11 protein-coding genes and 2 pseudogenes are annotated in these 12,890 nt (G+C 49.4%); 9 read left to right on the top strand and 4 right to left on the bottom strand.

What is annotated here, in order from left to right; genetic code table 11:
- Window positions 1-14 precede the first annotated feature (14 nt).
- Entirely contained in the window at window positions 15-758 is a 744-nt protein-coding gene (locus ACP5PX_RS03490; RefSeq protein WP_428084009.1) for a PAC2 family protein, read from the top strand.
- Here ACP5PX_RS03490 and ACP5PX_RS03485 read toward each other — a convergent pair whose 3' ends face one another.
- Entirely contained in the window at window positions 759-1,823 is a 1,065-nt protein-coding gene (locus ACP5PX_RS03485; RefSeq protein ID WP_428084007.1) for a M42 family metallopeptidase, read from the bottom strand.
- Window positions 1,824-1,962: 139 nt separating this feature from the next.
- On the opposite strand from ACP5PX_RS03485, the gene ACP5PX_RS03480 reads away from it, so the two are divergent.
- The 3 genes from ACP5PX_RS03480 (at window position 1,963) to ACP5PX_RS03470 (ending at window position 5,152) form a co-directional block, all read left to right on the top strand.
- The gene (locus ACP5PX_RS03480; RefSeq protein WP_428084005.1) at window positions 1,963-4,032 is read left to right on the top strand and encodes a molybdopterin-containing oxidoreductase family protein; all 2,070 of its coding nucleotides are present in this window, start codon (window positions 1,963-1,965) and stop codon (window positions 4,030-4,032) included.
- 85 nt (window positions 4,033-4,117) lie between these two features.
- Window positions 4,118-4,588: a helix-turn-helix domain-containing protein gene (locus ACP5PX_RS03475; protein WP_428084003.1), complete on the top strand. Its 471-nt coding sequence runs from the start codon at window positions 4,118-4,120 to the stop codon at window positions 4,586-4,588.
- 51 nt (window positions 4,589-4,639) lie between these two features.
- Window positions 4,640-5,152 carry an IS630 family transposase gene (locus ACP5PX_RS03470; RefSeq protein WP_428084001.1) on the top strand — a complete coding sequence of 171 codons (513 nt, stop codon included), beginning with the start codon at window positions 4,640-4,642 and terminating at the stop codon, window positions 5,150-5,152.
- A gap of 203 nt (window positions 5,153-5,355) precedes the next feature.
- On the opposite strand, the gene ACP5PX_RS03465 is transcribed toward ACP5PX_RS03470, so the two are convergent.
- Window positions 5,356-5,493, bottom strand: coding sequence for a hypothetical protein (locus ACP5PX_RS03465; RefSeq protein ID WP_428083999.1), 138 nt, complete (start codon window positions 5,491-5,493; stop codon window positions 5,356-5,358).
- Window positions 5,494-5,640: 147 nt separating this feature from the next.
- On the opposite strand from ACP5PX_RS03465, the gene ACP5PX_RS03460 reads away from it, so the two are divergent.
- The 3 genes from ACP5PX_RS03460 (at window position 5,641) to ACP5PX_RS03450 (ending at window position 8,353) form a co-directional block, all read left to right on the top strand.
- On the top strand, window positions 5,641-6,288 hold the full coding sequence (locus ACP5PX_RS03460) for a cobalamin B12-binding domain-containing protein (RefSeq protein ID WP_428083997.1): 648 nt from the start codon (window positions 5,641-5,643) through the stop codon (window positions 6,286-6,288).
- 17 nt (window positions 6,289-6,305) lie between these two features.
- On the top strand, window positions 6,306-7,745 hold the full coding sequence (locus ACP5PX_RS03455) for a trimethylamine methyltransferase family protein (RefSeq protein WP_428083995.1): 1,440 nt from the start codon (window positions 6,306-6,308) through the stop codon (window positions 7,743-7,745).
- 71 nt (window positions 7,746-7,816) lie between these two features.
- Complete coding sequence (locus ACP5PX_RS03450; RefSeq protein WP_428083993.1) at window positions 7,817-8,353, top strand: molybdopterin-dependent oxidoreductase; 537 nt, start codon at window positions 7,817-7,819, stop codon at window positions 8,351-8,353.
- Here ACP5PX_RS03450 and ACP5PX_RS03445 read toward each other — a convergent pair.
- Window positions 8,283-9,314: pseudogene (locus tag ACP5PX_RS03445) on the bottom strand (IS630 family transposase). The gene ACP5PX_RS03450 and the pseudogene ACP5PX_RS03445 overlap by 71 nt on opposite strands.
- Before the next feature lie 124 nt (window positions 9,315-9,438).
- Here ACP5PX_RS03445 and ACP5PX_RS03440 point away from each other — a divergent pair.
- Window positions 9,439-9,969 (top strand): annotated as a pseudogene (locus tag ACP5PX_RS03440) (molybdopterin-dependent oxidoreductase); the annotation flags it as partial.
- Between the two features lie 18 nt (window positions 9,970-9,987).
- Window positions 9,988-11,058 carry a molybdopterin-containing oxidoreductase family protein gene (locus ACP5PX_RS03435; RefSeq protein ID WP_428083991.1) on the top strand — a complete coding sequence of 357 codons (1,071 nt, stop codon included), beginning with the start codon at window positions 9,988-9,990 and terminating at the stop codon, window positions 11,056-11,058.
- 199 nt (window positions 11,059-11,257) lie between these two features.
- On the opposite strand, the gene ACP5PX_RS03430 is transcribed toward ACP5PX_RS03435, so the two are convergent.
- Entirely contained in the window at window positions 11,258-12,565 is a 1,308-nt protein-coding gene (locus ACP5PX_RS03430) for an ABC transporter substrate-binding protein (RefSeq protein WP_428083989.1), read from the bottom strand.
- Between the last annotated feature and the right edge of the window lie 325 nt (window positions 12,566-12,890).

The following is a 12,890-nucleotide window of genomic DNA, read 5'->3' as shown; positions in this document are numbered from 1 at the left end:
CCAAAGGGATTACTATGCCCACGCGATTGAGATATCTCCGCCGGCCAAAGCTGAAGCAGCCGGTGCTGGTGGCAGGTCTTCCCGGCATAGCCAATGTGGGTAAGCTGGCATTGGAGTACCTGGTGCAAAAATTGGCGGCGAAAAAGTTTCTGGAGCTCTACTCGGAATATTTCCCCGAATGGGTAATCCAAGAGGAAGGACAGATTAATCCCTTAAAGGTTGATTTTTACCACTGCCGTCCGGAGGAAATGAAGCAGGATATGGTGCTGGTGACCGCTGATGCTCAGGCGGCGACTCCCCTGGGGCAATATGCGCTCACGGGGGATCTGCTGGACGTCGCCACCCGCCTTGGAGTTAAACTGGTCGGGACAATGGCCGCCTATGTGGTTTCTCCCGAGGAAAGGCGCAGCTATGGTGTGGTCGGAGCTGCCTCGGAAGCTTCGCTAGCTAAGATGCTGGGCGAACGGGGCGTCAGGTTGTTGAACAGCGGCGTGATCGTGGGCATGAATGGGATGCTCCCGGTAATGGCGTCTCGGCGGGGTATGATGGGATTTTGCCTGCTCGGCGTCACCGAGGGCGGGGTGCTGGACGCGGGTGCGGCGGCCGCGGTTTTGAAGTCCTTGGCTGCGGTGCTGAACTTCAAGCTTGAGCTAAAGGATTTGGAGCAGCAGGCGAAGAGGCTGGCCAAACTGGCACCGCCGGAGCCCATCCCGGAGATAAGCGGTTTCACTGAAGAGGAGCCCAGCTACATTCGCTGATCAAATCGCGGTAAAACTTCTTACCCTCTCAGCATCAAGCTCCTTGATGATTTCAATGGTCAATTTAACAGCGTTCTCCACGTCCTCCAGACAGAGATAGCCCACGTGGGTGTGAATGTGCCTGGTGGGGACGCTGATGACGGCGGTGGGGCAGCCGGCTCTGTCCAAGTGGATGCTGCCCGCGTCGGTGCCGCCACCCGTTGACTGTGAGAGCTGGAGCGGTATCTTTTTCCTTTCCGCGAGTTCAATGATGAAGTCCTTCAACGGTTGGTTGGGAATCATTGATCTGTCGTAGGTCAGCAGGGAGGGACCCTTTCCCAGCTTCGTTGGGGCCTGATGGGGCTGGATTCCAGGCACATCACCAGCGATGTCTACCTCAAGCACGATTCCAACGTCAGGATCGACCACGTGGGCGGAAGTTTTGGCCCCCCTCAGGCCAACCTCCTCCTGCACGGTTGCGGCCGCGTAGATGGTGTTGGGGTGCTTGATCGCCTGTTCCTTTATCCTCCTTAAGGCCTCGGCCATTACGAAGACGCCGATTCTGTCATCGAAACCCTTGCCCGCGGCAAATTTTCCCCCTTTGAATAGCGAAAAGGGAGACCAGGGCGTAACTGGGTCGCCTATCCTTACCCCCATTTTAACTGCTTCGTCCATGGAGCAGGCCCCGATGTCGATGTACATGTCCTCCTTCTTCACGACCGTTTTCCTTTCCTCCTCGGTCAGAACGTGCGGTGGCTTTGAGGAAATGACTCCTAGCAGATCGCCCTTTTTAGTCCTGACGATGACCCTCTGAGAGAGAAGCACTTGGTCCCACCAGCCTCCCAGCGGGCCGAACTTCAGAAAACCAGTTTTTTCATCTATCCCGGTGATGACAAAGCCGACCTCATCGAGATGCCCTGCCATCAGAATCCGCGGACGCTGTGCCTTTCCCTTTGCCACGAAGATAATCGATCCCAATTTATCCGAGATGATCTCGTTTGAATAGGGTCGCAGATATTCCTTAACCATTTTCGCCGGTTCTGCCTCAAATCCGGACGGACCGAAGGATTCCATCAAATCCTTCATAAATTGCATCGCTTTTTTATCGAACATATCGACCACGTTTACAATTCAAGATTGGCTCATAAAAGCCTGTTCTTCAGAGAACTGAATTTTGAGATATAGTTAAATAGAAGTCTTTTGATATGTAAAAAGCGGTTGTGTTATGAACGCGGGGCATGACGGTAAAGTGGTCAAGACGATTTGTAGAATCTGTTCTGGAGAATGCGGTTTGGACGTTTACACAGAAGGAGGGAAAATTGCCAAAGTGGAGGGGATGAAAGAGCATCCAGTCAATCGGGGTGAAATCTGTCCCAAGGCTGAAGCCGCGATTGATTACGTTTACGCTCCCGATCGTCTCAAGTATCCGATGAAAAGAGAAGGTGATTCTTGGAAGAGGATTTCGTGGGACGAAGCTTTGGACATCATTGTGGGGGAACTTGCCCGGATTAAGAAGGATTATGGAAGCCGGGCCTTGTCCGTCTATCTGGGACAGGGCATCGATTACTATGAGAATAAATGGTATGCGCGCAGGTTCTGCGATGTTTACGGTACTCCGCATTATTATTCGGTCGACAGCATGTGCTACAGGGCTAGAGTGATAGCCCACAGGCTGACCTATGGCACGATGTCCGTTCCTGACCACGAGAACTCCAAATGCATCATAATGTGGGGGCGCAACGAGTACAACGCTTTCTTGCCGCGGGCAAAGAAATTGCTCAAGGCCATGGAGAACGGAGCCAAGCTAATCGTCGTTGATCCGGTTCGAACCTTTTTTGCAAAAAAGGCGGATATACACCTCAGACCTAGGCCCGGGACCGATTGCGCCTTGGCCCTAGCCATGTTGAACGTCATAATCTCCGAGGAACTTTACGATAAGGAGTTTGTAGAAAAGTGGACGGTCGGCTTTGAGAAATTGGCCGAGCACGTGAAAAAATACACTCCGGAGAAGGCTGAGGGGATAACTTGGGTCGATGCTGAGGATATAGTCAAGGCGGCCCGATTATATGCCTCGACCAAGCCGGCGTGCATAAATCAGGGCAACTCCTTAGATCTTCAGGCGAACGGTGTTCAAAATTCTCGCGCCCTTGCCATAATGATGGCGATCACCGGCAACCTCGACGTGCCCGGCGGAAATACTTATTCACCCAGGCTAAGGTTGACCAATTTGGGATTCCCGAAAATGCAAACTGAAAAGCCGTTTGGCGCCGAGGTGCACCCCATACAGTACGAGCACACCAGAGAAGGACAGGTCATGGTTTTGATAAATAAACTGCTGAGTGGAGATCCTCATCAGATAAGGGCCATGATCGTCTCCGGAGGCAATCCGGCAGTCCAGTGGCCTAACTACAATAAGGTCAAAGCGGCGCTAGAAAAACTTGATTTTCTCGTTGTCATGGACGTCTTCATGACCGCCACGGCCGAGCTTGCCGACCTCGTTCTTCCCGCGGCCACATTCTTGGAAAAGACTGAATTGCTCGACTTCGGTGCGGTGATGGGAATTCCCTATGTCATGCTTAGAAAAAAAGTGGTGGAACCGCAGGGCGAGGCCTGGCCGGACTGGAAGTTCTGGTTTGAGCTGGGCAAGAGAATGGGCTATGGTGAGTCCTTCCCGTGGAACGATGTTAGGGAATCTATCGATGTACTGTTGAAGCCGACCGGTTATTCGCTCAAGGCGCTTGAGGAGATACCTGGGGGTTTTTACTATGATTGCCAGAGGTACCGGAAGTACATAGACGAAGGATTTGCGACGCCGAGCAAGAAGGTCGAGCTGTACTCGGAGACACTTCGGAAATATGGGTATGATCCTCTACCCACCTATGTCGAGCCCAAGGAGAGCCCGGTGAGTGATCCGGAGCTGACCAAGAAATATCCGCTAATTTTAACCACAGGATCCAGAATTTTGGAGTATACCCATTCACAGCTGCGAAACATACCTCGGCTGCGGGAGAAGGTTCCGGACCCGTTGGCCGAAATCCACCCTGAGACTGCGAAGAGATACGGCATCGCCGATGGTGACATGATATTGGTTAAGACCAAGCGAGGAAGCCTCAAGATAAAGGCAAGGGTCACGGAGGACATGCACCCCAAGGTGGTCCACGTCCAGCACGGGTGGAAAGAGGCCAACGCCAACATTTTAACTAACGAAGAAGATCGGGACCCGATATCTGGATTCCCAGCGGTGAAGTCCCTGCTGTGCTCTATTGAGCGTTTAAGAGTACTGTCACAAAATTGAATGTCACAACTGTCACACAATAGATTATCTCATTTGTCACATAAATACTATTCCCTTTTTATAGTCAGGATTCTAAGAAAATGTGATGGATACCCTGTACGCAAGGAAGCTCAGCCGGAGCGAGAAGGACTTCCTTCTCAGGCAACTGGATGAGAAAAGTCGCATAGCGTACAGGGCCAGGGTGATCCTCCTCTCACGACAGGGTTATACGCCAGCGGAGATAGGGATCCGCCTTAACATGCATGTGAAGACAATCAGGAGCTGGATAAGGAGATTCAATACCTTGGGCATTCGCGGTATACTCGAGAGGCCTAAGAGCGGAAGGAGACCGAAGTTCAACGAAGGGCTTGAAAAGGAGATAGTGAGGATCGCCTGCAGGAGACCCGAAAGCTTGGGTTTACCCTTCATGAATTGGAGCCTGAGGAAGCTCAGGTCGTACCTCCGAAGCAAAAGGATCGCCGATGTGAGTGTGGAAGAATTGAGGAGGATACTCCTAAGCCACGGCGTGGCATTCAGAAAGTCCCGGAAGAAGCTCATCTCTGAAGACCCCGATTAAGAGGCTAAAAAGGCCAGGATCCGCGAGCTTCTGGAGAGGCCGAATTGCATCGTGTTTTTCGAGGACGAAAAGGGACCTATGGTCGTGAAGCGCTACGGCGGGAGCATGTGGACGCGGAAGAAGATGATCATCATCAGGGCCAATCAGAGGATAAGGGTTCGGAAGAAGCTGCATCTGTTTGCTGCGTACAGTCCGCATACGGACCGGATATTTTACAGGTTTTACTTCGAAGCGAAGAGTTTGCAGTTCAGAGATTTCCTTTCTTGGCTAGAAAGGAAGTTTGAGGATGATAAGCTATACGTCGTGTTGGACAACACCAAAACGCACAAAGCAAAAATCGTCAAGGAATACTTGAGCGAAAATGGCGGTGCTGTCGAGCTGGTTTTCCTGCCGAAAGGGGCACCGGAGTTGAACGAGATCGAAAACAAGTTTTCCCTGCTGCAGAAAGAAGTCTTGAACAACAGCAATTTCCGATCGATGAAACAACTGAAGATGACCGTGGTGAAATGGATCTCGGCCTACAATCGGAATGGGGAAAGAACTTATGTGACAATGGGACATTAAATTATGTGACAGAACTTTTAAGCTAACAAAGTTTTGGCGCGTTGGAGTGTTGTAAAACAATACCGTTGGTCGGACAAAAATTCTCTGTAGATTAAACACCCCTCTGCGTAGAGTATCAAAATATGCATTGTTGCACAAATCAAAACGCGAAATCTCCTGCGCAAGCTCCGGTTTGGCTCGTCGAACCAATTCTTGAAAGGATCTCATCGACCGACGCCCAAGTTCATCAACAGGTTGTAGCAGAACGCCTTCAGCAACATTTCCTTGGCCATGCTTTCGAACTTTTGCGCCATGACGGGCTGTTCGTTGTAAGTTTTCCAATCCCTCTTAACCTTCGGCATCCCAACACCTCGGTGGTTTTTCACCACCACCTCATCGGTCCAGCCCCCAGCCGCCAAAACACCGGTCTCAGGACAATTTTAAAAATTTAATGCAACAATGCATCAAAATAGCAAACCATTAATAAAAAAGGATAAAAGAGGCTATCGATGTCTGAACTTTCAGAGAAAATAAAGGAAGCCATGTTGACGTTTGACCAGGAGAAGATAGTTGAAACCATTAGGAAATGCCTGAGCGATGGTGCCAATCCTCTGGATCTCATCAACGCAATTACGGTCAGTTTTGAGGAGATTGGTGACATGTTTGAGAAGGGTGAAATTTTCATCCCCCACCTGATGATCATTAGCGAAGCCGCAAAGAATGCCATTGCCGAGCACATAGAGCCGTTGCTCAAGGGCAATGCCGAGAGAAAAACCATTGGACGGGTTGTTATCGGTACCGTGGCCGGGGATATCCATGACATCGGCAAGAGTATAGTCGCGTCAATGCTTTTCTCCGCCGGGTTTGAGGTGTTGGACTTAGGAAAAGACGTTCCGGTCGAGGATTTCATAAAAACGGTTAAGGAGCAGAACCCAGATATTGTCGGCATGTCCGCCATGATCACTACCACTCGCCCCATGCAGGAAAAGGTGATCGAGGCCCTTAGAAGTCATGGTCTGCGGGAAAAAGTTAAAGTTGTGGTTGGTGGGGCGCCGGTTTCAGCGGAATGGGCGGAGAAGATAGGCGCGGATGGATACGCTGAAAACGCGATTGAAGCGGTCAAACTGGCCAAGAAACTCATGGAGGGTCGGAGTTGAATTTTAGGGGAGGGCAATTGCAGTTACTTTCCGGAGACGAACTTTACGAAATTCATATGGCTACCACAGAAATCCTCGAACAGGTTGGCGTGAAGTTCCTTTCCGAGAAAGCGTTGAAAATACTGGAAGATGCAGGGGCCTTTGTTGATTTCAAGAGGGGAATTGCCAGAATCCCTGAGCACCTAGTCACGGAAGCGGTAAAAGGAGCGCCGAGCTGCTGTACGGTTTACGGAAGAAACTTTGACCGTAAAATGAGGCTTGGGGGCAACCGGATTTATTTCTCGATGGGGGGATGGTTCCCCTATGTTCTGGATATTGATTCGGGGAAACGCCGCGAGGGCACCTTGGCTGATGTGGAGCTGTTTTTCAGGCTCGGGGATTCCTTGGAAAACATACATCTTTTGGATTGGGCAGTCTGGCCAAAGGATATTCCAGAGCCCTTGGTCCACGTATACGGGTTATTAGCAGGATTTAGGAACACGACCAAGCCTCTGGACGGTTACATCTACGGTGAGATCCCCTCAGAAGATAACCTGAGGATGGCTTCGATTGTTGCCGGAGGTGTTGAGGAGCTCAAAAAAAGGCCATTGCTTCTGAGCATAGAAAATCCCACGAGCCCGTTGCAGCACTCCAAGGAGATGGTGGAAGGGCTTATGGTATATGCGAAGTACCGGCAGCCGCTTGTTATTGCGCCGGAGGCCCAATCGGGTGCGACGGCGCCCGCGACGCTGGCGGGGCTCTTGGTGCAACAAAATGCCGAGATCCTTAGCGGGATAGTTTTGGCCGAGCTTGTCAGCCCCGGCACTCCGGTGCTTTATGGAACCGTTTCAACAATTGCAGACATGAAAAGCGGCAACATTGCCTTAGGGGCCGTTGAAGCAGGACTTATTAATGCGGCCACGGCCCAACTGGCTCAGTACTATGGCCTTCCCAGCCGGGGAACCGGTGGCACCACGGACGCAAAGATACCTGACATTCAGGCGGGCTTGGAGAAATCGGTGACGCTGCTCATGGGGGCCTTGGCCGGAGTAAACCTTGTTTATTCTTTTGCTGGTACCCTCGAGTCGACGCTAACCATGAGCTATGAACAGCTTGTCATTGATGACGAGCTGGCGGGCATGGTGTCCCGGGCGCTGAGCGGTATAAAAGTTGACGAGGAAACGCTGGCTGTTGAAGTAATAAAGAAGGTAGGTCCTGAAGGCCATTACTTTACTCAGAAGCACACCATACAGAACTTCATGAAGGAACACTACCTCCCCAAAATTTTCAGCAGGGAAAAAAGAGAAACTTGGGAAAAAGCGGGTTCAAGGGATCTTAGGGAGACTGCCCGTGTTGAGGTCAAAAAGATACTGGAAAAGCATCGGCCGGGGCCGTTGGACAGGGATATAGAAAAAGAGCTGGAGGATTTTGTTAGGGAAGTGGAGAAAAGGGAGGCAAAGACTGAACACAACGTTTAGAGTTGGTTATTAATAATTGAGCCATTTGACGTTAAAATTGTCAGAACTTAAATCATGATGGTTGAAAATCCATGGAGCGGATAAAGACTAGTTGTGATGGATGTGCTGTCTGTTGCGGCGCACAGGTTTTCGTTAGTGAGGGTGGCAGGGTATTAAAAATCGAGGGAGATCCCGATCACCCAGAGACTAAAGGGCACATGTGCATCAAAGGTCTTGCCGGAATGGAACTGTTATACAACGATATGCGGGTCAATTACCCGTTAAAAAGAACCGACAAAAACAGCGAAAAATGGGAACGGATATCATGGGATGAGGCACTAAGTTTGATTTCGAATCGGCTTACAGAAATCAGAGAAAAGTATGGTCCTGAAAGTATTGTAGTTGCCCATGGAAGTTGGTCCCACGATCACGTTGGAATAAGTACTTTTTTTGCCGCCGCTCTCGGAACCCCGAACGTGATGGGGATGGACTATATCTGTTTTGGCCCCATGGCATTGGCCTGTCACGCTGACATGGGAATCCCCACCGCTTTAGGTTTTAAGTCTTTTTTCGTAAGTTTTGCCATCCAATGCTTAGGTATTTTCTCACGGCTGCGCCGAGATCCCTAGTATCCCCAAAGAGAACGTTCGAACACACATCACGCTTGAGTTGCCTGTTTACGTGCTCCACCTCGTTCAGGTTCGGTGAATAGCTGGGCAAGTTGAACACTTTCAAGAAACGGCCGTTTCTCTTCAAAAATCTCCTGCTTTCAGCGCTCTTGTGTACCGGCGAGTTGTCCAAGATAAGGATGACCCTCTTGAACCTCTTCCGCCTGGCGTACCTCATCAACTTTCCGAGGTGATATTTGAGCTCCCTGCTCCTCCTTCTCCTGTGGATGCTGTAGATCAGCTTGCCCGATCCAAAGTCCAAGGTTATGAAGACATTCAGTCGCTTGTTAATTCCGGGCGTCTCGATCTCGAGTTGCTTTCCCTTCAGGTACCAACACTTCCAAACCTTTGGGAGAAGCTCAACCCAAGTCTCGTCCTCGAATGCCACCATCACCCTTTTTTAAAAGGGCCTTTGCGACCCTCTTGTAGTTTTCGACCTTTTTGGCCCTTTTCCCCGCTTTTCTGGGGCAACGAGCTTCGGCCTCTTGTATACTATCCCATGCTTTTTCAGGATCCTCCAGATTTGGGTCTCGCTTATATCGATTCCGGTTTCTTTTTTGATGTACAGCCTCAGCATCCCTAGGCTCCAATTGTTCTTCAGGAAGCCGAAGAGCTTGGGGCTCTTCAAGGCCGCCTTTAGCAATTTTTTCCTCACCTCATCCGTAAGCTTGGGCTCCCTCCCGGGCCTAGGCTTGTCCTTGAAGCTGGCGATCCCTCGCTCCTTGTATCTGGCTATGTACCTCTGCGCGGTGCTCCAGTGCACACCCAATAACTGAGCTATCTGTTCCAAACTCATTCCCTTCGCCTTGTAGAGCACCGCTCGGGCTCGCTTGAACTCCCTAACCGACTTTGTCGTGGCTGCGAACTCTTCCACCGCTTTTATTTCCTCATCCTTCAGCTCTAACACGGCTGGCTTGGCCATGGGAATCACCCATTTGAGGTTTTTCACCTCCACCGGCCTCGGCCAGCCCCACCATTACTAGTCGCTAGCCATATATAGCAAAACCTAAGAAAAATGACTTAATTATAGCCGTGAATGGCCTGATTCTAAATGCATCGTAATCTGGGCGGCGAATCCGTCGGCGAGCTTTCCGAACGTGGTCAAGGTCTTGCTGGAAGCGGTGCAAAGAGGAACGAAGCTGATTGTGATCGACCCGGTCCGAACTTTCTGGGTGAAGAAAGCTGATTTGTGGCTGCAAATAAGGCCAGGTACTGACGATGCCCTTGCCTTGGGGATGTTGAACGTTATAATTGAAGAGAAACTCTACGACAAGGAATTCGTTAATAAGTGGTGTAGCGGTTTCGAAGAACTCAAAAATCGGGTAAAAAACTTTCCGGTGGATAAAGTATCCAAGATTACTTGGATACCTGAAGAGAAGATAATCGAAGCGGCTAGGATGTATGCCACCCATACACCGGCTTCCATTATCTTTAGCACCTCTCTGGATATGAGCATTAATTCCGTTCAAACAGAAAGACTCATTAATTTTCTCATAGCGGTTTGTGGTAACCTTGACCGAAAAGGCGGGAATACAATAAAAATAGACGCTCCGGTGAAGGGGATTTCTTGTGCTTAGACTGAGGGTTTAGATAAATTGCCAAGAGAAGTGAGAGAGAGGAGATTGGGTGCCAAAGAACTTCCATTGTATTCTGGCCCCGATGCGCCGGTAGCGATGGCACACCCACATTTCGTGATGGATGCGATCGAAACAGGAAATCCGTATCCTGTCAAGGCCATGATTGTAGTCGGCACTAATCCTTTATTGACGATGCAGGATTCCGGGCGAGTTATGGGAGCGTTGAGGAAGTTGGATTTTCTAGTAACACTGGATCTTTTTATGACACCAACGGCCGAGCTTTCTGATTTAGTGCTTCCCGTTGCCTGTTGGCTCGAGAGAGATGGAATTCCCGGTTCACCTTCCTACCCCTACTGTGTTTCGATATGTCACAGGGCGGTCGAACCGTTATACCAACGTCGGAGCGATGCCGAGATATTGATTGAACTGGCGAAAAGAATGGGTTTAAACTTTCCTTGGAAATCGGAGGAGGAATATAATAATTATAGGTTAGCACCTTCAGGCCTTGTCTTCGAGGAACTCAGAAAGAAAAACGTTAATTATATAACAATGCCAAAAACGTATGAAAAATATAAAGAAAGTGGATTCTGGACTCCATCAAAGAAATTCGAGTTTTATTCAACTCTGCTTGAAAAATATGGCTTTGACCCGCTACCTGATCACGTACCTCCCGCCCAAACTTCTGATGAGTATCCACTGATATGGTTGACTGGAAACAGGTTGCTGGAGTACAGTCATTCTCAGGGACGACAGATACCGATGTTGCGATTGAAACACCCTGAGCCTGAAATAAGTATTCACCCGGATACGGCAAGAAAGTTGGGCATCGAGAACGGTGAAATGGTTTTTATCGAAACACCGTACGGAAAAGAGAAAAAAGTATGGATGGTGGCTAAACTGACCGAAGATGTTCATCCCCGGATGGTAGTGTCTCAACACGGCTGGTGGTATCCAGAAAAACCAGGACCTCTACACGGTTGCTTTGAGTCGAATGTTAATTTTCTGCTAACCCTCGACGAGTATGATCCTATTGGTGGATCGGCCCACACCAGGGATATTCCGTGTAGGATAAAGCCGGCCAAATTTTGAGTCGTTAGCTTAATCTAGGTTCAATGTCACTTTTATCAGGGCTGAAGATTTCAGATAGGTTAAAGGTGTTTGGTCAACCATGCTATATCAGAATGTCTGGTCTGCGGGATCGATTGAAAATTTTATTATTAAACGTGTCACACGATTAAGTCATCCAATTTAAAAAGAAAAAACAAAAAAATTGGTGGGTCTCGTTTTGTTACATTATTTTTGGTTCCGGCCACCAGGTTATCGTGTCTATGCTAAAGTCCCATATGCCAACCTGAGCCCACTTGTAGGCCCCTGCTGATCCAACAATCTGGAACAGTCCGTAGTTGCTGCCCTGTCTGTCACCAGCTTCATCGAAAGGCGACCAGCCGGTGACACCTGTGTAGTTGTTTGCGACCCATGGCAACTGAGCCTTAACAGCATCGGAGTCATAAGACTTTGCGCTGTTCAGTGCCAGTGCCAACATCCAGACCGCATCGTAACCATTGAGTCCATAGATGTCGGCCTCTCTGCCCAGTTTAGCCTTTATCTGCGCTTGGACGTTGTATAGTTTCGCGTTTGGAGTCGGGATTAAGCATCCGTAGACGCCTTTATTGGCTATTATATCTGCCGTGTCGGTTTCCAATGCCCAGTCAGTCAAGACTAGACCTCCGACACCCACCCAGTGGACTCCCCAGTTCGTCGCGTTGTAAGCTTTTAAGGATGCGAAGATTGCTTTGCCCTCCTCAAAGCAGTGGATGTAAGCACCAACCTTGTCGGCCCCATAAGTGGATATGGCATTGTTGATTCTAGATGCAAAGGCAGCGGCTTCAGAGCTGAATTCAGTGGCGTTGGGGTCGTATCTAACCCCATCATCCACAGTAATTCCTAGTGCCGAGCAGTATTGTCTTACGTAATTCATCATCGAGTCTCCGAAGGTGTCCCCACGCCACATCGGCACCAAGTATTTTACTCCCAAGTCGTAGACGATTCGCGCGAAGCATTTGCCTTCGATTTTTGTGGTTGGCATGAGTCGGTAGGTATAGTCGTTAGGTATGGCCAAGTCTGCAGCGTTGGAACCGTAGGCAAGTAGGAGAATCTTGTTTGAGTTGGAGTAAGAGATACAAGCCCTCAGGTCTGCGCTAGTTCCCCAACCGCTGACAATCGTAATGCCTCTGGCGTGCAAGCTCTTCAGTTTTTCAAGGGCGACATCAGGCTTGGTTTCCGAGTCCTCATAAACTATGCTCATTGTCCAACCAGCGCTGGTATCTTTCAGATATTGGTTTACTTCGTTCAGTGCGACATCGGCAGCAGTTTTAGCCGCTTCTCCCCAGAAGGCGTTGCCTCCGGTCAGACCGTCCACCCAGCCGATCTTCACCTCGCCGGAGAGACCGCCAGCGGCTGGCGCAGTAACCGTCTTGGTCGTTGTCACCGTTGTGGTCGCGGTGGCCCCTGGAGCGGTAGTCACCTCTGCGGGCTTAGCTACCCAACCGGCACCGATTCCGATAATGAGACCCACTACGAGCGCTATAGTGGCCATTGCTACCGGTTTTATATTTACCTACCTCCCACTATGCCTGTTTTTTCAGTTTATTTAAGGTTTTAGTTAAGCTTTTAATCTTGCTGAAATATTATTTAAAGCCTCAATAAGTAAAAAAAAGAAATTTTAAATGTTTTTTCTTATTTTTAAACAAAGTTTTTCGGTGATTTTTATGGAAAGTTTTATTTTTTGGTCGACTGTTTCAAAAGTTACCATACGCAAGATTTTTATTATGTTTTCAGTAGTAAGATTGAGGTAATTGCATGATAGACGATCTGAAGAGGAGCATTATCGAGTATGATGTGGAATCTGCCAAACGAATTGC

Source organism: Hadarchaeum sp. (SeqCode) (genome assembly GCF_049969415.1).
Taxonomy (GTDB): domain Archaea; phylum Hadarchaeota; class Hadarchaeia; order Hadarchaeales; family Hadarchaeaceae; genus Hadarchaeum.
Note: the sequence above shows the minus strand (reverse complement) of the source record. Positions and strands in the feature narration are given on the sequence as shown.